The sequence below is a fragment of the Bacteroides sp. AF20-13LB genome (genome assembly GCF_003603065.1).
GTDB classification, from domain to species: Bacteria; Bacteroidota; Bacteroidia; order Bacteroidales; family Bacteroidaceae; genus Bacteroides; species Bacteroides uniformis.
In genome coordinates this window covers 255,745-275,731 of record NZ_QTMH01000006.1, presented here as the reverse complement: position 1 = coordinate 275,731, position 19,987 = coordinate 255,745, and the positions used below count along the sequence as shown (strand labels likewise).

Below are 19,987 nucleotides of genomic sequence, written 5' to 3'. Positions count from 1 at the left end.
AACAACTATAACTGAACAAGTATGAAGAAACTATACTCTCTCTTTGCCTTGATAGCACTGCTGTTTACCGCTTCCGGTTGCGAGGACGATTACCGAAGCATGGTACTTTTCGAAGGTGTGGAGCCTATCTACCAGATTGGGACATGTGACAATCTGGTGTCCAATCTTTCTTATTATCTTTCTGAAACAAACGAAGATACAGTGCTGGGCATTGACGGCGGCGACGGTTCCTATAATGTGATTAACGAGCACGAGTCGGTGGCTTCCGTGACTTTTACCGATGATGTCAACGGGTATCAGCGTATCAAGATTCATCCGCTGGCAGAGGGGGAGACGATTGTGAAGGTGATGGATGGTTCCGGTGAGGAAACACAACTGCGCATCACGGTGAAAGGTCGTAGGCAATATACGTTGACGAAGATGGGCTTCGAGTATGGTATCAGTAGTGGTGCACCGACGGAACTGCTGGGTGATGTTTCTAAGGCACTTGCCGAGCGTCCTTGGGTGAAGGATGGCGGGTATTATGTGCTGGTGCCCGAAGATTTCTCCAATAGTATGTGGAAAGGTGTATTGGAAATCTATCCGACGGGAAAAGAGGAGGAACCGCTAATGGGGATATACGAGACAGTTCCAGTGGAAGATGAGAACGGAGATACATATGCATTGTGGCAGTTTACTTATAATGGAGAGAAGAGGCTCTTTACGCGGACGGTCTCGGGAAATGATAAATGTGTACTTGCGGAAAATGTAACTCCTTTCTGTCCTTCCGGTTTGCTGCCCGAAGGTGCACTGGTGGTTTATCGCGAAATGTTTATACTTCGGATGGAATAAGGTTTTAGTGGAAATCTTGTCAAGAGCAGATTTACGAAAGATTAACAGACGGGAGGCTTAGGCTTCCCGTTTTTGTTTCTGTTGCGCATCATCTGTCTGTTCTGTATGCATCATTCGTTTGCTTCGAATGCATTGTCTGTTTGTTCTGGACTAATCATCCGTTCCCTCCACTTCACTGTCCCAAACCTTAGGGTTTTTCACGGAAACCCCAGGGCTTTGGAGGGTAAATGCCAGCCATTTCACTTGCTAAGGTGTGGCATTTAGGATGGTAAGGTGTGGAGTTTGGGGAGCCGGCATGTGGCATTTCAAATGGAATACCGTGGAGGATAAAAAGAAAAGGAGAAGCAATGCTCCTCCTTTCCCGGTAGTTTAATTTTGAAATATCTAAAAAATGACATTACAAATATACAACATCACAGAGGCGATGTCAAGTGTTTCGCCAATTATTTTCAATTATAATCCTGCCAATTCCAAAACTTTGTCAATGGCAGCGTTCAGTCCGTCAGCATTCTTACCGCCGGCAGTTGCAAAGTGGGGCTGGCCACCGCCACCGCCTTGGATAAGTTTGGCAGCTTCTTTCACCAGGTTACCGGCTTTCAGTCCGCCTGCCACGAGGTTGTCGCTCAGCATGACGGTCAGCATCGGCTTGCCTTCGGCTTCTGTTCCCGCTACGAAGAACAGGTTTTCCGTAATCTGGCCACGCAACTGGAAGGCGATGTTCTTCACTGTTTCTGCCGACAGGGGAGCACAGAACTTGATGACTTTAACGCCATTGACTTCCTGCACGTTCTTCAGCAGTCTTTCTTTCAGCTGTGCTTCTTTCTCTTTCATGAAGTCCTCTACCTGCTTCTTCAGTCCGGCGTTTTCGTCAATATACTTACGGATGGTTCCGGCAAGGTCGGGTGCGTTGTTGAAGAGCGCCTTCAAGTCGTGCAGCGTGTCCTCGATGGTGTTCATCAGTTCCTCCACGCGTGCACCCGTGTAGGCTTCGATACGGCGCACACCGGCAGCCACGGAGCTTTCGGAGATAATCTTCACCATACCGATGTTTCCGGTTGCAGCCACGTGCGTACCACCACAGAATTCTACGGAAGAACCGAACTGGATAACGCGTACATGGTCGCCGTACTTCTCGCCGAACAGAGCGATGGCGCCCAGTTCTTTGGCTTCTTCGATAGGAATGTTGCGGTATTCCTTCAAAGGTATGTTGGCGCGAATCTTTGCATTAACGATGTGTTCCACCTTGCGGATTTCCTCGTCCGTCACCTTCTGGAAGTGTGAGAAGTCGAAACGCAGGGAGTCCGGTGTAACCAAAGAGCCCTTCTGCTCTACATGCTCGCCCAATACTTCGCGCAGCGCAGCATCCAGCAAGTGGGTGGCAGAGTGGTTGGCGGCACAAGCGGCACGCTTGTCGGTATCCACGCATGCCATCATCGGAGCTTCCATGTGTTCGGGCAGCTTCTTGGTGATGTGGATAGGCAGGTTGTTCTCCTTCTTGGTGTCTACCACTTCGATGGTTTCAAACTCGTTCACCAATACACCGGTGTCACCTACCTGACCGCCGCTTTCGGCATAGAACGGAGTCTTGTCCAGTACAATCTGATACAAGGTTTGGTTCTTCTGCTTCACTTGGCGGTAGCGCAGAATGGATGTTTCGTATTCCGTATAGTCATATCCTACGAATTCGGTAGTACCCTCCTTTAGCGTAATCCAGTCACCAGTCTCTATGGCGGCGGCATTGCGGGCACGCTGTTTCTGCTGCTGCATTTCGGCGTCAAACTCCTTGATGTCGGCAGTCATGCCGTTTTCGCGGAGAATCAGTTCCGTCAAGTCGAGCGGGAAACCGAAGGTATCATATAAGGTAAAGGCATCCTTTCCGCTGATTTCGTTCTTGCCGGCGGCTTTGGCGTCTGCCATGGTCTTTTCCAGCAGGCGGATACCCGTCTCCAGGGTGCGGAGGAAGGAATCTTCTTCTTCCTTGATAACTTTGGCAATCAGTTCCTTCTGTGCATCCAGTTCGGGATAAGCGGCGCCCATGTTCTCGATGAGTACGGGGAGGAGCTTGTACATGAATGCCTGCTTCTGTCCGAGGAACGTGTAACCGTAGCGCACGGCACGGCGGAGGATACGACGGATGACGTAACCTGCCTTGGCATTGCTCGGAAGCTGTCCGTCGGTGATGGAGAAGGCGATGGTGCGGATGTGGTCGGCAATTACACGCATGGCGATGTCCGACTTCTCATCTTCGCCATACTTCTTGCCTGCCATGTCTCCGATGGCTTTCAGTATCGGTTGGAATACGTCGGTGTCGTAGTTGGAGGTCTTTCCTTGCAGTGTGCGCACCAGTCGCTCGAAGCCCATGCCGGTGTCGATAACCTTGGCGGGAAGTCCTTCCAGGCTGCCGTCCGCCTTGCGGTTGAACTGCATGAACACGAGGTTCCAGATTTCAATCACCTGCGGGTGGTCTTTGTTCACCAGCTGGCTGCCGGGTACTTTGGCCTTCTCTTCTTCCGAACGGGAGTCCACATGGATTTCCGAACACGGACCGCACGGTCCCGTATCACCCATTTCCCAGAAGTTATCGTGTTTGTTGCCATTCAGAATGTGGTCTTTCGGCAAGAACTGCTCCCAGTAAGAAGCGGCTTCGTTGTCGCGTTCCAGTCCTTCTTCGGCGCTACCTTCGAATACGGTGGCGTAGAGGTCTTTGGGGTCGAGTTTCAATACATCCACCAGATACTCCCATGCCCAGGAGATGGCTTCCTTCTTGAAGTAGTCGCCAAACGACCAGTTGCCCAGCATCTCGAACATGGTGTGGTGGTAGGTATCGTGACCCACTTCCTCCAGGTCGTTGTGCTTTCCGCTTACGCGAAGGCATTTCTGCGAGTCAGCAACTCTTTTGTATTTCGCCGGGTGGTTGCCCAAAATGATATCTTTAAACTGGTTCATTCCCGCATTGGTGAACATCAACGTGGGGTCATCCTTAATCACCATCGGGGCCGAAGGCACTATCTGGTGGCCTTTACTTTCGAAGAAACTCTTGAAAGAGTCTCTGATTTCGTTTGCAGTCAACATACTCTCTATTGATTTATCTGATTCTAATTTGATTTACCTTCTCTTGTCGTTTTTTGCCCGTTTCTTACTACTAACTACTTGCTACTTAGTCTTAATATTCTTGAAAAAACTGTGCAAAGATAGCTTGTTTTTATTACTTTTGTCGCATTGACAAGCGAAATATTTCCTAAGATGCGCAAAGTTTACTACATTTATAATCCCCAGACGCAGACGTACGACCGTATTTATCCTACCGTGAGGCAGCGGGCGCTGAGCATTCTCCGCCGTTTGTTCATCGGTATGGGGCTGGGTGCGGGCAGTTTCATCGTATTGCTGCTTATCTTCGGCTCTCCGTCGGAGAAGGAGTTGCGAAAGGAGAACAGCAAACTGCAGGCGCAGTACAACGTCCTCTCCCGCCGGCTGGACGAGGCTATGGGAGTGCTGCAAGACATACAGCAGCGTGATGACAATCTGTACCGGGTGATTTTCATGGCCGACCCTATTCCTTCTGCCATCCGTCAGGCTGGATACGGCGGTACCAACCGCTATGAGCATCTGATGGATATGGCTAACTCCGACTTGGTTATCAATACCACGCAGAAAATGGATATGATTAGCAAGCAACTCTATATCCAGTCCCGCTCCTTTGACGATGTGGTGGAGATGTGCAAGAATCATGATGAAATGCTGCGCTGCATTCCTGCCATACAGCCGGTTTCCAATAAAGACCTCCGTAAGACCGCTTCGGGTTACGGTACGCGTATCGACCCCATTTATGGTACCAGCAAGTTCCATGAGGGTATGGACTTTTCGGCTCCCCAGGGCACGGATGTCTATGCCACGGGAGATGGCACCGTGGTGCAGATGGGCTGGCAATCGGGCTATGGCAACAGAATTGTGATAGACCACGGCTTCGGTTATCAGACGGTGTATGCACACTTGCGCGATTTCCGGACGAAGTTGGGCAAGAAAGTGGTACGTGGTGAGGTCATTGGCGGGGTAGGCAGTACGGGCAAGAGTACTGGTCCGCACTTGCACTACGAAGTACACGTTAAGGGAAAAGTTGTGAATCCCGTCAACTACTACTTCATGGATCTCAGTGCCGAGGATTATGACCGCATGATACAGATTGCGGCGAACCATGGTAAGGTGCTTGATTGACGGATGATTTATAGAGAAAGGATTACATCATGCTGAATACAGATAAGAATTTAAAGTTATATTACTCCATCAGCGAGGTGGCTGCCATGTTCGATGTCAACGAATCACTGCTCCGTTTCTGGGAAAAGGAGTTTCCGCAACTCAATCCGAAGAAGGGGGGGCGGGGAATACGCCAGTACCGTAAGGAGGACATTGAGACAGTGAAACTTATCTATCATCTGGTGAAGGAGCGCGGAATGACCTTGCCCGGCGCCCGCCAACGGATGAAAGACAATAAAGAAGCTACGATACGCAACTTTGAAATCGTAGATCGCCTGAGAGCTATCCGCGAAGAACTGGTAGGCATGAAACTGGCATTGGATGAGTTTACTTACGAGGATGTGGAGAGCTTGAAGGAAAATATTCAAGGACTGAAGTAGAATAAATACCACTCCGTTTATTCCTCTACTCTCGTCACTTGTTTTATATTCTGTATCTGCTTCAGGTTATTGCAGATAGTGCGCACGTCGTCCACATCGTGTACATAGAGTTGTATCTTTCCTTCGAAGATACCGTCGTTGGTTTCGATGGTCAGTTTACGGATATTCACGTTGAGCTGGCGGGAGATGACTTGAGTTACTTCGTTCAGCAATCCCATGCTGTCTATACCTTTTATATATATGGTGACGAGGAACGACAAATCCTTGTGAGTGTCCCACTCGGTGGCGATGATACGGTTTCCGTAGCTACTCTTAAGGCGGGTGGCAACGGGGCATTGGCGCTTGTGGATGACAACACGGTTTTGCTCGTCGATGTATCCCAGTACGTCGTCACCCGGAATGGGATGGCAACAGTCGGCCATAATATAGTTCTTTGAGATGGTCTCTTCCGTCAGCTTCAGAATCTGCTTAGTGTTGATTTTCTCTTGCGGTGTTTTCTCTTCCGGTTGTTCTTTGGCATCCTTGTTGTCCTTGTTACCGAAGGAGAAGGTCAGGAACTTCTTCCAGTTGCTGTTCTGCTTTTCCTTGAACACGTTCTTGTCGGCATCGCCCAGCACAACCCGTTTGTTGCCGATGGCAACGAGCAGCTCGTCGCGGGTGTGGAAGCCGTGCAGCCTGGTCAGCTTGTCCAGAGCAGCATCATCCATACGTATATCCTCGTTTTTGAAGAATTCGTTCAGTATGGTTTCACCTTCTTTCTGATAGGCTTTCGCCTCTTTGCGCAGGATGGCGGCAATCTTGGCGCGGGCGCGGGCGGTGGTGGCATACACTTCCCACTCCGGCTGCACGCGTTGCGATTTGGAGGTCAATATCTCTACCTGGTCACCGCTTTGCAGTTTGTGGCTTAGGGGAACCAGTTTGTGGTTTACCTTGGCGCCGATGCAGTGGCTGCCGATGTCGGTATGCAAGGAGAAGGCAAAGTCCAGTGCCGTAGAGTTCTGCGGCATGGTCTTGAGGTCGCCTTTCGGGGTGAAGACGAAAATTTCCGATGCAAACAAGTTCAGTTTGATGGTATCGAGAAAATCGATGGCGTCCGGTTGTGGGTCGTCCAGAATTTCCTTGATGGTACGCAACCATTTCTCCAGTTCGCCTTCATCTTCGCTGCCTCCGCCTTCTTTGTATTTCCAGTGGGCGGCAAAGCCTTGTTCGGCAACGTCATTCATGCGTTCACTGCGGATTTGTACTTCAATCCATTGCCCGTTGTTACCCATAAGGGTGACGTGCAGGGCTTGGTAGCCGTTGGCTTTGGGATGGCTCACCCAGTCGCGCAGGCGGTCGGGGTGGGGCTTGTATATCTTGGATATGGAGACGTAAATGTCGAAGCAGTCGTTTAGCTCTTCCTCTATATTGCGGGGCTCGAAGATGATGCGGACAGCAAGCAAATCATAGATTTCCTCGAAGGGGACATGCTTGGTCTGCATTTTGTTCCAGATGGAGTAGATGGACTTTACACGGGCAAGGATACGGTATTTCAGTCCCATTTTGTCCAGTTGCGCCCGTATCGGAGCGGTGAACTCATTGAATACCTTGTCGCGTTCCACGGCGGTGGCTTCCAGTTTCTCTTCTATCTCGTGGTACTCTTCCGGATGTTCGTACTTGAAGCTCAGGTTTTCCAGTTCTGTCTTGATTTTGTACAAGCCGAGGCGGTTGGCGAGCGGGGCATAAATATAGAGTGTTTCGCCTGCAATCTTGAACTGCTTGTTGGGCAGCATGGAGCCGAGTGTACGCATGTTATGCAGACGGTCGGCTATCTTGATGAGGATAACCCGGATATCGTCGGACATGGTGAGCAGCAGCTTCTTGAAGTTCTCTGCCTGCGCCGAGGCACGGTCGCCGAAGATACCGCCGGAAATCTTTGTCAGCCCGTCTACAATCTGGGCGATTTTGGGACCGAAGATGTTTTCAATATCCTCTACGGTGTAGTCGGTGTCCTCCACCACATCATGCAGCAATGCCGAGCATATGGAAGTAGACCCCAGTCCTATCTCATTACAGACAATCTTTGCCACAGCAATGGGGTGCATGATGTAGGGCTCGCCGGAACGACGCTTAATGCCCTTATGCGCCTGGTTGGCAAAGTTGAATGCTTTGGTTATTATTTCGACGCGCTTGCGGTGCTTGGTGGCCAAATAGTCGTTCAACAGTTCTTGGAATGCCTGTTCGATCATTTCCTCTTCGGTTTTTTCCTTTTCCTTCTGACTTATATTTTCTTCCATATACTGCTTTCTCCTTTCTTCACTTCACTTTTTGCAAAAATAAGCAATTTTCAACACCGGGCAAGCGTTTATGTCTTTATTTATAAATCTTCAAGCGCTTTCCTGCGGAGATTCTGGTACTGCGCAATCCATTCCAACTTTTTAACTGATTGACAGTGACGCCGTATTTCCGTGCAATGCTGCCGAGATTCTCGCCACTGCGTATCTTGTGGTAGGTGACATTCCCCGTAGCGGTACTGCCTTTGCTGCTACGTGCCGTCGAGCGTGTATTGGAAACGGCCACGACTCTGCGGTTCTTGAACAGCTCGTTACTGCGGTGGGCATAGATGGTGTCTTGCTTGTCAATGAAGGCACTGATGTAGTTGATGGGGAGGCGTAGCGTCTGCGGCTTGCTCTCTCCGGGGATGATGCTTTTCTTGAATTGGGGATTCAGGCTCTTTATCTGGTCCAGGCTGATGCCGCATAGGTCGGAAATCTGCTCGAAATGAAGGTTACGGCTTACTTGCACCGTATCGGTTGCTTCCGGAATGTCGGTTTCCATGGGGCAGATGTTGTGCTTGCAGTAGTAGGTCATTACGTAGTTGGCGGCAATGAAGGCGGGCACGTAGCCGCGTGTCTCTTTGGGCAGATAGTTGTAGATTTCCCAATAATCGGTTTTCCCTCCCGAGCGGCGGATGGCTTTGTTGATGGTGCCCGGACCGCAGTTGTAGGCGGCAATCACCAGGTTCCAGTCTTTGTAAATGTCATACATGTCCTTCAGGTAGCGTGCTGCCGCCCAGGTCGCCTTTATCGGGTCACGGCGTTCGTCTACGAGGCTGTTGCTTTCCAGTCCGTATATCTTTCCGGTGGCGAGCATAAACTGCCATAGTCCGCAGGCTCCCGCGCGGGATACGGCAGAAGGGTTGAGAGCGGATTCTATGATGGGCAGGTATTTCAGCTCGAGCGGCAGGCCGTAGGCATCCAGCGCTTCTTCGAAGATGGGCATATAGAAGTTGCAGGCGCTCAGCATGAAGGCAACCTGGTTGCGCAGACGTCCGGCATACATGTCGATGAACTTGCGCACAATCTCGTTGTATGGCATTTCCATGACGGTCGGCATGCGCGACAACCGGTCTATGTATACAGAGTCACTGAACATCGGGTTTACGGTAGAGGTGCTGCAGTCTTTTCCCAAGTCTATGTAATTCTTGGCTTTCCAGTCATTGAGCAGGCTGTCCAGCGGATAGGTCATGCTTTTGGGCAGCTCGATGGATTCCTGGCGTTCCGTGCCGTTTTCGCGGATAAGCACTTCCACGCTTTCTTGCGCATGCATGGCCGGAGCGGTGAAGAGGGCACAAAACAGAAGCGAGGAACCGAGAATAATTCTTTTCATATATATGGCCTTGTGTGTCATTAGGTAATAATTTATGCTTTAATTTTCGTTTTTAGAATCGGAAACTGCATTGCACGCCGACGTTCTTATTAGAGGAACCAGTCATCTGGCTGTTGATTATGGCAGGTTCCACTTTCATGCTGAGGTCGGGGGTGATGTCAAAGTTGGACAGCTCTGCGTCTACGTATGCGTCGACAACAGACAGCAGGTATACACCGATAAAGGCGAAGATGCTCAAGTCGCGGTATCGTCGGAAGGTATCCTTACGCTTCCGTAGTGTCTCCGTCAGCTGGCTTTCGGTATAGTTATAGTTGGGAGGCAGCAGGTCGGTAATGGTACTGGAGTTGAAATTACCATTTACGGCATCCTTGTAGGCGGCCGAATAGTCCTTATACATCTTGCTGTTCCACGTAAGGGCATAGGCACAACCGGCAAATCCTCCATAGAAGATGGGCAGTTTCCAATACTTGCGGTTGTAAATTTGTCCACCGCCGGGAATGACGAGGGCAAGCCAGGTGGCTTTTGTGGGATTAGGTACCCACCTTTTGGGGTCGATGGCCTTTTGCAGACTGTCTGTAGGCACGGGCTGTTCCTTCAGGTCGGGGCTGGCAGTCATTTCCAGCATCTTCCGCTTGTTTTCGGCTGCAAGACTGTCGGCAACAGTGAGGCTGTCCCGGTTCACCACGGTGTTGAGTGTATCGGTCTGATGCCGCTGCGCACGCTTGGAAGCGGCACGTGGACGGTCCTGACCATACATAGCAATCCCTGCCATCTGTAAAAAACAGAGCAGCAGGGCAATGGCTAACTGATATATTCTTCCTTTTTTCCTCATTTATTTCTTCAGCGTATCAAGAATGCCGATGATACGTTCCAATTCTTCTTCGTTATTGAACGGGATACTGATTTTACCTTTTCCTTTCTCCGAGCAGGTTAGCTGCACCTTGGTACTGAAAAAGCCCGAGAGCTGTTGTTTCAGCATATTGAATTCTTCGGGCAGTTTGGCGCGCTTGGGGGCAATCTTACGACCACCGCTCTTCACGCTTTCGCCTTCACTCAGTGACTTTACGATTTCTTCCACTTTGCGTACGGAATACCCGTGCTCCAGGATTTCTTCGAAAATCTTCACTTGCAGTTTGGGATCGCCAAGCGTTACCAACGCGCGGGCATGTCCCATGTCTATCTGCTTGTTCTGCAGTCCCATCTGGACGGGGGCGGGCAGTTTGAGCAGGCGCAGGTAGTTGGCAATGGTGGTACGCTTCTTACCAACGCGTTCGCTGAGGCGTTCCTGCGTCAGTCCGTATTGTTCCAACAGATGCTGGTAAGCGAGGGCTATTTCTACGGAGTTCAAGTCTTCGCGCTGTATGTTTTCGATGAGCGCCATTTCCATGACGTTCTCGTCATCTGCAGTGCGGATATAGGCAGGGATGCTTGTCAGTCCGGCAAGCTGCGAAGCACGGAAACGACGCTCGCCGGCGATAATCTGGTATTCGTCGTCGCTAAGCTTGCGCAGGGTGATGGGCTGTATGATGCCGATTTCGGAGATGGAATCGGCTAACTCCTGCAACGCAACCGGGTCGAATTCATGACGGGGCTGGTTGGGATTGACCGTAATCTTCGACAGCTCTATCTCATTGATAGAGGAGGAGCCTTCGGTCTTTACTTCATCCATGGAGAAGAGGGCGTCTAGCCCGCGTCCTAATGCATTTCTTTGTGCCATCTGTTTATTTACTATTTGACGATTTACAATTTAACCATACGGGATGATTTGTTTGTGCATTGTAAATATGGTATTTATCACTAATCATTAATCACTAACCACTATAATCACTTCTTTTCGTTTCTGCTTATCAATTCCTTGGCAAGTGCCATGTGGTTTTTGGCTCCGGTTGAGTCTGCGTCATAGAGAATGGTGGGCAGGCCGTAGCTGGGAGCTTCGCTCAGTTTCACATTGCGCTGGATGACGGTGTTGAATACCAATTCCTGGAAGTGGCGTTTCACTTCATCGTAAATCTGGTTGGCCTGGCGCAGACGCGAGTCGTACATCGTCAGCAGGAAGCCTTCGATTTCGAGGGCAGGGTTCAGCTTGGACTTGATGATTTTAATGGTATTCAGCAATTTGCTGATGCCTTCCAGTGCAAAATATTCCGCTTGTACGGGGATGATTACCGAATCGGCGGCAGTCAGTGCGTTGACCGTAATCAGACCTAAAGACGGGGAACAGTCTATCAAGATATAATCAAACTCATTCTTCAGCGGAGCGAGTACTTCTTTCAGTATCTTTTCGCGGTTTTTCAGATTGAGCATCTCTATTTCGGCACCTACCAGATTGATGTGGGAGGAGATTACCTTCAGTGTGTCTATCTCCGTGTCATGAAGGGCCTCGCGTACGTCTGCACGGTCAATAATGCACTCGTAGATAGTACATTCCGACTGCTTGATGTCCACACCCAATCCTGAGGAGGCATTGGCCTGCGGGTCGGCATCTACAACGAGCACTTTCTTTTCAAGCGTGGCGAGTGAGGCTGCGAGGTTGATTGTCGTCGTAGTCTTGCCTACACCACCCTTTTGGTTAGCCATAGCAATTATTTTTCCCATAATCTCAATATTTATTGGCAGCGAAATAAGTGATAATTCCGGATAGCGCCTACAAATTTGGAGAAAGATTGCAAAAACGGTTGATAAGTCGGCTGTTTTGTTAATAACTCACAGACGTTTACCGCTGTTTTTCTTCTTGTAAATTGCGCGTAAAGCGTTCTTTCTCTGTTTAGTGGGCAAATATACGTATTTATCTTGAAATGAAGCTGATTTTTTGTCTCGCTTGCAGAAGATTAAGATTTGTAAACCAATGGAAGACATTGGCTTGGACTATTCTCTCTACTTGCATGAGATGTACATCTCGTGTTGTTTGAAACGTGCATCTCATGTTGCTCGAGATGTACATCTCATGCAGATGGACTACCGTGTGGAAGATGGTCGGGGGATAAGTTGTTCCCGGGCAGAAGGAGAGGAGCTGGTGTCAGACCAAGGCTTTGACGAACTCCCAGCAGAAGTACGCACACATCACACATTTCACTACTGTGCCCAGCAAGAATCCAAGCAGCGAGCCCAGCCCCGATTTCAAGGCCTGGTCTGTCTTGCTGCCTCCCATCAGTTCGCCGGCAAAGGCTCCGAGAAAGGGGCCGAGGATGATGCCCCAAGGCATGAAGAACAACCCTACGATGGTGCCTATGAGGCAGCCGCGCGTTCCCCACCGACTGCCTCCGCTGTATTTGCTGCCCAGCATCGGGACGAAATAATCCAGTATCTGTACAAGGACGACTGCTGCCAGCCATAAAAGTAACTGCGTGGTGGAAAACTGCGCCTTGTCCGTGAAATGTAGAAGCAACAAGCCTGCATAGGCTACGGGCGGTCCCGGAATCATAGGCAGGATGCAGCCTGCCAATCCGACAATCAGGCAGAGGATGCCCAAGATGATGAGAAGAATGTCCATAGGTGTATCGTTTCTGTTGGTGAAGATGACAGCGGTTGTTCCCTGCTACTCGAATCGGTTGTATATGACAATGGGGCGGGAGCGGCGTGTGCTCATCGACGGGAACCATATATCGTCGGCTGTGAGGCCGCATTGCTTGATGGCTTCGGCGCAGTATTCCAGTCGTCCGAAGTCGGCATCGACATTGTTTGTACCGAATGTGAGTTTGATTCCACGTGCTTTGGCGCGACGGATAATCTCGAAACTGGGAATCCGGTAGCGTGCATTGATTTCCAGAGCGATTCCATGTTGTTGCAATACATTCAATACGCGTTCAATGCGTCCGTCCGTCCAGTACTTGTCGTAATCATGCGCCATAGTATCGGGCAAGAAGGTAGGGTTGGCATAAATGTCGGCTGGCTCGTTGGTCAGAATCAGGACTGTTTGGTCGACAAGGTGGTCCATATACTGTTCAAGCGTAATGTCATCAAAGAGTGCTTCTTCGGCCCGGTAGATGCGCGAATTACGTCCCTTGTGGTCTATGATGGTCATGGCGTCGGTAAACAGGTAATCGAAAATCCCCAAAGCTTCCTGCGAGAAAGTTGCCGTCCATTTGCGTCCCTCACCTTGTACACCGCACAGGAATGGCATCCCTTTTACTTCATTAAAATAGTCGTACACTTCTTTGTCATCGGCCAGCATACGTCCTACGCCTCCTTCTCCGGCATTGGGGGCGACACTATAGTTGATACCGTAATTCATGGACATGGCGTGTGCCATTTCCTTCGTCAGCCCTCCTTTCAAGTGAACGTGATAGTCTATAACTGGGAAATCGTGCTGCTGTAGCCTGATTATCTCATCCGTGCGCTCGTCTACCGGAGCAAGCGTGTCGGCTTCGTTGCGTGCCTCCTTGGCAAGCCGTTCGATGGCGAGATTCCGGAATGACACTTCGCCGTGTATGCCTTGCAGGGCAATGGAACCTTGACTCAGCAGTTGCCGGGCGTGCTCCTCTGTGCGATATGGGTGTCCGGGTTCGGTATAACAAACAACTTCGGTTCCGTTAATGCAGACAATGATGTTTTGTCCGCGTACGGTTATCTCGAAGTCAAACCATTCTCCATCTTTTGCGAGTGAGCGATAGAGGTTGCGCACCGAGGCGAGTGAGCCGCTCTTGCGTGTGCCGTCGATGTCTCCGTTACGGAATATCACTTCATAACCGGACTCGCCGTCCGTATGAAAGAGGAGGCCTGCTTCGGAGCCGGGTTGTGTGAGGGCTTCTCCGGTGAGTCGGAAATTTTGGTATTCTTTGTCGTTGAAGAGCTTCCGGCCTTCTGCAATGACCGGGTCTGCCGTGTGAAGCGTAGATGTCCCGTCATTCCATTGGTCAAGTGGCTCGGGAGAACTGCTCCTGCCACAGCTTGTCAGGGTTGTTAGAAACAGAATAATTGCGGCAGCTGCCGTCTCGATGCGTGCAGCAATGGTAGAATGGCAAGAAGTGTTCATTATAGCATGGATTTTATGAATGATTATATTCCAATTATTGTCGGTACAAAGTTAGCCTTTTCTGAAAATATCTTTGAATACAAAAGAATTATTATCTTTGTAGTATTCTGTTTAAAGCCTTTTTAGCTACTTTTGCACGATAATAAAAAAGAAAGTTATGGAAAATCAGAGACCTTTGATATTGATTTCCAATGATGACGGCATCATTGCGAAAGGTATTAGCGAGTTAATCAAATTCCTCCGTCCGCTGGGCGAGATTGTGGTAATGGCGCCGGATGCACCTCGCTCTGGAAGTGCGTGTGCGCTGACTGTAACGGAACCTATCCACTACCAGTTGGTCCGTAAGGATGTTGGGCTGACGGTATACAAGTGTTCCGGTACGCCGACCGATTGTGTGAAGCTGGCTTTTCATACGGTGCTCGACCGCAAGCCCGACTTGGTGGTAGGCGGCATCAACCACGGCGACAATTCTTCTGTAAACCTGCATTATTCCGGTACGATGGGCGTTGTGATAGAGGGATGCCTGAAAGGAGTGCCTTCCATCGGATTCTCCCTTTGCAACCATGAGCCGAACGCTGATTTTGAACCTGCAGGTCCTTACATCCGCGAGATAGCCCGGCTGGTATTGGAGAAAGGACTCCCTCCGTTGACATGCCTCAATGTCAACTTCCCCGATACCAAAGAATTGAAGGGTGTGAAGATTTGCGAACAAACCAAGGGGCAATGGACCAATGAATGGGAAAACTTTGCCCATAGAGGAGATGCCCATTACTACTGGCTGACCGGCGAGTTTGAGAACAACGATGCCGAAAATGAGAAGAATGACCATTGGGCGCTTGATAACGGTTATGTGGCAATCACCCCGACCACGGTGGATGCAACGGCATACGGCTTGATTGATGAACTGAAAGCATGGTTCTGAATTAATTGACAATTATCAATTGATATGAAGTATTACTTGATTGTCGGTGAAGCTTCCGGCGACCTGCATGCCTCCCATCTGATGGCTGCATTGAAGGAGGAGGACTCGCAAGCGGAGTTCCGTTTCTTCGGAGGCGACCTCATGGCTGCAGTGGGCGGTGTGATGGTGAAGCATTACAAAGAGTTGGCGTATATGGGGTTCATTCCCGTACTGCTGCATCTGCGCACCATCTTTGCCAATATGAAGCGCTGCAAGGAGGACATTGTTACGTGGCAGCCGGATGTGCTGATTTTGGTGGACTATCCGGGCTTTAATCTGGATATAGCCAAGTTTGTCCATGCCAACACAAGGATTCCTGTCTTTTATTATATTTCTCCCAAGATTTGGGCATGGAAGGAATACCGCATCAAGAATATTAAACGGGATGTGGATGAGCTGTTCTCCATCCTACCGTTCGAGGTGGAGTTTTTTGAAGGGAAGCACGGGTATCCGATACATTATGTCGGCAATCCGACAGTGGATGAAGTGACGGCTTTTCTTGCTTCCAGCTCAGAGACATTCGACGACTTTGTCCGGGCAAACGGACTTTCGGCCAAACCCGTTATTGCTCTGCTGGCTGGTAGCCGCAAGCAGGAAATCAAGGACAATCTGCCCGACATGCTTCGTGCGGCAGCTTCTTTTCCCGATTATCAACTGGTGCTGGCCGGTGCTCCGGGTATTTCCCCCGAGTATTACAAACGTTATGTGGGTGGGGTGGACGTGAAGATTATCTTCAACAAGACATTCCCTTTGTTGAGGCAGGCAGAGGCTGCACTGGTCACTTCGGGGACGGCAACGCTGGAAACAGCTCTGTTTCGTGTGCCGCAAGCGGTATGTTACCATACTCCGATAGGGAAGGTTATCGCTTTCCTGAAACGGCATATACTGAAAGTGAAGTACATTTCCCTGGTCAATCTCATAGCCAACCGGGAGGTGGTGAAAGAGCTGGTTGCAGATACCATGACGGTAGAGCAGGTACGCTCGGAGCTGAACCGCATTTTGTACGATAAGGAATACCGCCGTCAGATGCTCGAGGGATATGAGTATATGGCATCCTGTCTGGGAGAGGCAGGGGCACCCAAACATGCTGCCCGCGAGATGGTGGCATTACTGAGGAGGAGGGAAGAATAATCGAAAAATTAAGAATTTGTTAAAATGGGAAAAGCCGGTGCAGTAAATGCCCGGCTTTTGTATTTTCTATATAGAAACAAATGAAAAGGACTTTGATTATGAAAAAGCTACATTGGTTATTTATGGCAATATGTTTGGCAGTGATGCCCGCTTTGCAATCATGTGATGATAACGACGGATATTCTTTGGGTGATTTTACCCCGCCTTTGTGGGCCACTGTGCGTGTTACGGGAAATGCCTTTTATTTAAACTGCGATGTTTGGGGGACGCTCTGGCCGGTGAATACGGACATAGGGTGGTATGATGCTGTGGATGGGCAGCGTGTGATTACCGTGTTCAATCCTTTGTGGGACAACTATGCAGGATATGACCATGCTGTGAAGCTGCTGCGTCTGCAGAACGTCTTGACGAAAGAGGTGGAGACGCTGACTCCCGAAACCGAAGAGGAATTTGGTAATGACCCCGTGTTTATATATAAAGGTGATATCACCATCAGTGGTGGCTATATGAACATTTTTTTCATGCAGAACCTGCCATCTTCGACTGATAATAAACACCGCATCAGCCTGGTGCGTCCGCAAGAAGATGATGCTTTGTATGGCGAAGATGGATACGTCCATTTGGAACTCCGCTATAACGATTATGATGACCTGACGGGACGTCGTAGTCCTGGTGCTGTCTCCTATAACTTGAACAGTCTGGACATCCCCTCTGAAACCAAAGGCATCAAGTTGAAACTCAATTCAGAAGAGAATGGAGAGGTGGAAGTAACCTTTGATTTGAAAACTGCGGGGAGTAATGAAAAGCTGACTACTAATGTGGATTTGTCCAATATGCAGTTGAAGTAAGAAAGAGTTTGCGAGAGTATATAGTTAGAAAGAGCACCCGGGATTTTGATGTCATTCATCTTGCCCGGGTGCTCTTTTTATATTTGTTTTATGTAAGTTTGGTCATGTGAGCCGTCGTTAGAACATCGTCAAGGCATATAGATAAACAACTGCTGCAGGAATTGCCATCAGGGCACTGTCGAAACGGTCGAGCATCCCTCCATGCCCCGGCAGAATGTTACCGGAATCCTTGATGCCCAATTGGCGTTTCATGAGTGATTCGGTCAGATCGCCCCAAGTGCCGAAAATGACGACAACGATTGCCAGACCTACCCATTGCCATCCTGGCATAAAAGGAAAGAAATGTGCAAAGCCAAGAGAGGAAGCGATGGAGAATATTCCGCCGCCGATGCTGCCCTCCCAGGATTTTTTAGGTGAGATACGTTCGAACAGACGGTGTTTGCCTATCAGCGAACCTACGCAATAGGCACCTGTATCGCTCAACCAGATAAATACGAAAATGGAAAGCGGTAGAATAGGGTTGTAGGTCACACTGCTCGTTTCCGGGGAATTCTGAAAAGCAAGTACGTTCAGCAGGGCAAAGGGGAGTGCCACGTACAATTGGCTTAGCATGGAGTAGGCCCAGTTACCCGTCGGATTCTTTTTCTTGAGGTAAAGTTCCGTAATCATCATGTAGAGCAATAGTCCCAAATAAGGAAGGAATACTCGTGCTCCTACAGACTGCTGGGTACAGAAACTCATCAATGCAAGGAAAAGGTAGGCTCCCCCCAATGCAGTGATGGTCTTGTTTATGCTTACTTCGCCGCTCTTGCTGACTAATTGGGCAAACTCATGTACGCTCAGTGCGCTGATAATGGTGAACAGTATACCGAACGAAAGGGGGCTGTAAAGAATACAGCCCACCAATACTATGACGAATAACACGCCGGTAACGGCACGTTGGATAAAGTTATTTTTCATGCTTTTCTTCTTCCTTAACTTCCTTTTCTGCTTCTATGGCTTTTTGCTCTTCTTCTTGCTCCGCTTTTTTCAGCTCGGCAGCAGTCTTGTTTGCACTGATTTCTTCCGAACGGGAAGCCCATGGACGTTTCCCAAAGATGTGTTCAACGTCTTCGGCAAAGATTACTTCTTTGTCAATCAGCAGTTGTGCCAGCCGGTTGTGCCCTTCTTGGTTTTCGGACAATATTTTCTTGGCACGTTCGTACTGTTCATTAACCATCTGCTTCACTTCTTCGTCAATCAATTCCGCAGTCTTTTCGCTATACGGGCGGTTGAAGGAATATTCCTCATTATTATAATAGCAGAGGTTGGGTAGTTTTTCGCTCATACCCAGATAGGCAATCATACCGTACGCCTGCTTTGTCACGCGTTCCAAGTCATTCATGGCTCCGGTGGATATTCTACCTAAGAATAGGTCTTCGGCGGCACGTCCTCCCAAGGTGGCACACATCTCATCGAGCATCTGTTCCTTAGTGGTGATTTGCCGTTCTTCCGGCAGATACCAAGCCGCGCCCAAAGCGCGTCCACGGGGTACAATGGTTACTTTAATCAGCGGATTGGCGTATTCCAGTAACCAGGAGATGCTGGCATGGCCGGCTTCGTGTATAGCAATGGAACGGCGTTCGGCTTCGGTAGTGATTTTGGTTTTCTTTTCTAATCCCCCCACAATACGGTCTACGGCATCCAGGAAGTCTTGCTTTCCGACGAACTTCTTGCCGTGGCGGGCGGCTATCAAAGCTGCTTCGTTACATACATTGGCAATGTCTGCCCCCGAGAATCCGGGAGTCTGGCGTGCCAGAAGGTCTACATCCACACTATTGTCTATCTTGATGGGGCGCAGGTGTACACCGAATACTTCCTTACGCTCATTAAGGTCGGGTAGGTCTACATGTATCTGGCGGTCAAAACGTCCGGCGCGCAGCAATGCCTTATCCAAAACGTCCACACGGTTGGTGGCGGCTAAGATGATAACACCACTATTGGAGCCGAAACCGTCCATCTCGGTCAGTAACTGGTTCAATGTGTTCTCGCGCTCGTCGTTGCCACCCATAGCGGCTGCTTTGGCACGGGCACGCCCTACAGCGTCAATCTCGTCGATGAACACGATACAAGGCGCTTTTTCCTTTGCTTGGCGGAACAAATCGCGGACACGGGAAGCTCCCACGCCGACAAACATTTCCACAAAGTCGGAACCTGCCAAAGAGAAGAAAGGTACGTTGGCTTCTCCGGCCACGGCCTTTGCAAGCAGGGTCTTTCCGGTTCCCGGAGGGCCTACCAGCAAGGCGCCCTTGGGTATCTTACCTCCCAAATCGGTATATTTCTGGGGCTCTTTCAAGAACTCGACAATTTCTTCTACCTCTTGCTTGGCTTCAGCAAGTCCTGCCACATCCTTGAATGTAATCTTGATGGGGGAACCTTTTTCAAACAATTGGGCCTTGGACTTTCCTACGCTGAAGATGCCTCCACCTCCGCCCATGCCTCCACCACCGCTCATGCGGCGGGACATGAAAATCCAGAAACCGATAAGGAATGCAAAGGGGAGAATCTGCCACAAAATGGCACCGAAGTAGTTCCGCTTTTTTTCGTAGTTAATGGAGCCGTCAAAGTGGGCGTCGTCTCTTTCCTTTTGCAGGAAATTACCTAGGCTCTCGCGTGAGGGGGCCTCGGTCGTAATAAGCGGATTCTTGCCTACGCGGCTGGAGTCCTGGCGAAATACGTTTCCTACGTGCTGGGGTTTGACGTATGCTTCGACGGAATTGTCGTCGTAGCCGATGACTTTGCTTATATAACCGTCTCGTACATATTGCTGGAATTCATCATAAGAGATGTTTTTAGTTGCCGTACCACTTTCATTGGTCAGGTACAACCCCAGCAACATCATCGCTATAATCATATACAGCCAGTTCAGGTTGAACTTGGGCATATTCACTTTATTGGGTTTCTTGTTGGTATTATTGTCCATACG

Annotated in this window: 16 protein-coding genes; 6 read left to right on the top strand and 10 right to left on the bottom strand. The window is 49.6% G+C overall.

Annotation, left to right across the window (positions count from 1 at the left end; genetic code table 11):
* Positions 1 to 21: 21 nt before the first annotated feature.
* Positions 22 to 831: a hypothetical protein gene (locus tag DWX62_RS09135; RefSeq protein WP_117680641.1), complete on the top strand. Its 810-nt coding sequence runs from the start codon at positions 22 to 24 to the stop codon at positions 829 to 831.
* A gap of 453 nt (positions 832 to 1,284) precedes the next feature.
* Here DWX62_RS09135 and alaS read toward each other — a convergent pair whose 3' ends face one another.
* Positions 1,285 to 3,903, bottom strand: a complete 2,619-nt coding sequence (alaS, locus tag DWX62_RS09130; protein ID WP_117680640.1) for an alanine--tRNA ligase — start codon at positions 3,901 to 3,903, stop codon at positions 1,285 to 1,287.
* Positions 3,904 to 4,074: 171 nt separating this feature from the next.
* On the opposite strand from alaS, the gene DWX62_RS09125 reads away from it, so the two are divergent.
* Positions 4,075 to 5,043: a M23 family metallopeptidase gene (locus DWX62_RS09125; RefSeq protein ID WP_005824061.1), complete on the top strand. Its 969-nt coding sequence runs from the start codon at positions 4,075 to 4,077 to the stop codon at positions 5,041 to 5,043.
* Positions 5,044 to 5,072: 29 nt separating this feature from the next.
* Positions 5,073 to 5,462: a MerR family transcriptional regulator gene (locus DWX62_RS09120; protein WP_005824060.1), complete on the top strand. Its 390-nt coding sequence runs from the start codon at positions 5,073 to 5,075 to the stop codon at positions 5,460 to 5,462.
* A gap of 17 nt (positions 5,463 to 5,479) precedes the next feature.
* Here the strand turns inward: DWX62_RS09120 and DWX62_RS09115 are convergent, their stop codons facing one another.
* From DWX62_RS09115 to DWX62_RS09085, 7 genes are all read right to left on the bottom strand, one after another.
* Positions 5,480 to 7,738 carry a RelA/SpoT family protein gene (locus tag DWX62_RS09115; protein WP_120172755.1) on the bottom strand — a complete coding sequence of 753 codons (2,259 nt, stop codon included), beginning with the start codon at positions 7,736 to 7,738 and terminating at the stop codon, positions 5,480 to 5,482.
* Between the two features lie 76 nt (positions 7,739 to 7,814).
* On the bottom strand, positions 7,815 to 9,131 hold the full coding sequence (locus DWX62_RS09110; protein ID WP_005824058.1) for a lytic transglycosylase domain-containing protein: 1,317 nt from the start codon (positions 9,129 to 9,131) through the stop codon (positions 7,815 to 7,817).
* A gap of 31 nt (positions 9,132 to 9,162) precedes the next feature.
* A complete protein-coding gene (locus DWX62_RS09105) occupies positions 9,163 to 9,942 on the bottom strand; it encodes a DUF5683 domain-containing protein (RefSeq protein ID WP_005824056.1) in 780 nt (259 codons plus the stop codon).
* Positions 9,943 to 10,827, bottom strand: a complete 885-nt coding sequence (locus DWX62_RS09100) for a ParB/RepB/Spo0J family partition protein (RefSeq protein WP_005824054.1) — start codon at positions 10,825 to 10,827, stop codon at positions 9,943 to 9,945.
* 107 nt (positions 10,828 to 10,934) lie between these two features.
* Positions 10,935 to 11,705 carry an AAA family ATPase gene (locus tag DWX62_RS09095; protein WP_008665665.1) on the bottom strand — a complete coding sequence of 257 codons (771 nt, stop codon included), beginning with the start codon at positions 11,703 to 11,705 and terminating at the stop codon, positions 10,935 to 10,937.
* Positions 11,706 to 12,126: 421 nt separating this feature from the next.
* Positions 12,127 to 12,600, bottom strand: a complete 474-nt coding sequence (locus DWX62_RS09090; protein WP_005824051.1) for a DUF456 domain-containing protein — start codon at positions 12,598 to 12,600, stop codon at positions 12,127 to 12,129.
* A gap of 45 nt (positions 12,601 to 12,645) precedes the next feature.
* The gene (locus DWX62_RS09085) at positions 12,646 to 14,082 is read right to left on the bottom strand and encodes a family 16 glycoside hydrolase (RefSeq protein WP_120172754.1); all 1,437 of its coding nucleotides are present in this window, start codon (positions 14,080 to 14,082) and stop codon (positions 12,646 to 12,648) included.
* A gap of 157 nt (positions 14,083 to 14,239) precedes the next feature.
* Here DWX62_RS09085 and surE point away from each other — a divergent pair, with 157 nt between their 5' ends.
* The 3 genes from surE (at position 14,240) to DWX62_RS09070 (ending at position 17,022) form a co-directional block, all read left to right on the top strand.
* On the top strand, positions 14,240 to 15,004 hold the full coding sequence (surE, locus tag DWX62_RS09080) for a 5'/3'-nucleotidase SurE (protein ID WP_005824046.1): 765 nt from the start codon (positions 14,240 to 14,242) through the stop codon (positions 15,002 to 15,004).
* Between the two features lie 24 nt (positions 15,005 to 15,028).
* Positions 15,029 to 16,174, top strand: a complete 1,146-nt coding sequence (gene lpxB / locus DWX62_RS09075) for a lipid-A-disaccharide synthase (RefSeq protein WP_005835179.1) — start codon at positions 15,029 to 15,031, stop codon at positions 16,172 to 16,174.
* 98 nt (positions 16,175 to 16,272) lie between these two features.
* On the top strand, positions 16,273 to 17,022 hold the full coding sequence (locus tag DWX62_RS09070) for a NigD-like protein (RefSeq protein WP_005835182.1): 750 nt from the start codon (positions 16,273 to 16,275) through the stop codon (positions 17,020 to 17,022).
* Between the two features lie 117 nt (positions 17,023 to 17,139).
* Here the strand turns inward: DWX62_RS09070 and DWX62_RS09065 are convergent, their stop codons facing one another.
* Positions 17,140 to 17,982, bottom strand: coding sequence for a phosphatidate cytidylyltransferase (locus DWX62_RS09065; protein ID WP_005824038.1), 843 nt, complete (start codon positions 17,980 to 17,982; stop codon positions 17,140 to 17,142).
* A complete protein-coding gene (gene ftsH / locus DWX62_RS09060; RefSeq protein ID WP_005824037.1) occupies positions 17,972 to 19,984 on the bottom strand; it encodes an ATP-dependent zinc metalloprotease FtsH in 2,013 nt (670 codons plus the stop codon). Before ftsH ends, DWX62_RS09065 begins: the two co-directional genes overlap by 11 nt.
* Between the last annotated feature and the right edge of the window lie 3 nt (positions 19,985 to 19,987).

Coding starts and splice junctions, on each gene's coding strand:
- DWX62_RS09135 (WP_117680641.1), top strand. CDS start 22: ATGAAGAAACTATACTCTCTCTTTGCCTTGATAGCACTGCTGTTTACC.
- alaS (WP_117680640.1), bottom strand. CDS start 3,903: ATGTTGACTGCAAACGAAATCAGAGACTCTTTCAAGAGTTTCTTCGAA.
- DWX62_RS09125 (WP_005824061.1), top strand. CDS start 4,075: ATGCGCAAAGTTTACTACATTTATAATCCCCAGACGCAGACGTACGAC.
- DWX62_RS09120 (WP_005824060.1), top strand. CDS start 5,073: ATGCTGAATACAGATAAGAATTTAAAGTTATATTACTCCATCAGCGAG.
- DWX62_RS09115 (WP_120172755.1), bottom strand. CDS start 7,738: ATGGAAGAAAATATAAGTCAGAAGGAAAAGGAAAAAACCGAAGAGGAA.
- DWX62_RS09110 (WP_005824058.1), bottom strand. CDS start 9,131: ATGACACACAAGGCCATATATATGAAAAGAATTATTCTCGGTTCCTCG.
- DWX62_RS09105 (WP_005824056.1), bottom strand. CDS start 9,942: ATGAGGAAAAAAGGAAGAATATATCAGTTAGCCATTGCCCTGCTGCTC.
- DWX62_RS09100 (WP_005824054.1), bottom strand. CDS start 10,827: ATGGCACAAAGAAATGCATTAGGACGCGGGCTAGACGCCCTCTTCTCC.
- DWX62_RS09095 (WP_008665665.1), bottom strand. CDS start 11,705: ATGGGAAAAATAATTGCTATGGCTAACCAAAAGGGTGGTGTAGGCAAG.
- DWX62_RS09090 (WP_005824051.1), bottom strand. CDS start 12,600: ATGGACATTCTTCTCATCATCTTGGGCATCCTCTGCCTGATTGTCGGA.
- DWX62_RS09085 (WP_120172754.1), bottom strand. CDS start 14,082: ATGAACACTTCTTGCCATTCTACCATTGCTGCACGCATCGAGACGGCA.
- surE (WP_005824046.1), top strand. CDS start 14,240: ATGGAAAATCAGAGACCTTTGATATTGATTTCCAATGATGACGGCATC.
- lpxB (WP_005835179.1), top strand. CDS start 15,029: ATGAAGTATTACTTGATTGTCGGTGAAGCTTCCGGCGACCTGCATGCC.
- DWX62_RS09070 (WP_005835182.1), top strand. CDS start 16,273: ATGAAAAAGCTACATTGGTTATTTATGGCAATATGTTTGGCAGTGATG.
- DWX62_RS09065 (WP_005824038.1), bottom strand. CDS start 17,982: ATGAAAAATAACTTTATCCAACGTGCCGTTACCGGCGTGTTATTCGTC.
- ftsH (WP_005824037.1), bottom strand. CDS start 19,984: ATGGACAATAATACCAACAAGAAACCCAATAAAGTGAATATGCCCAAG.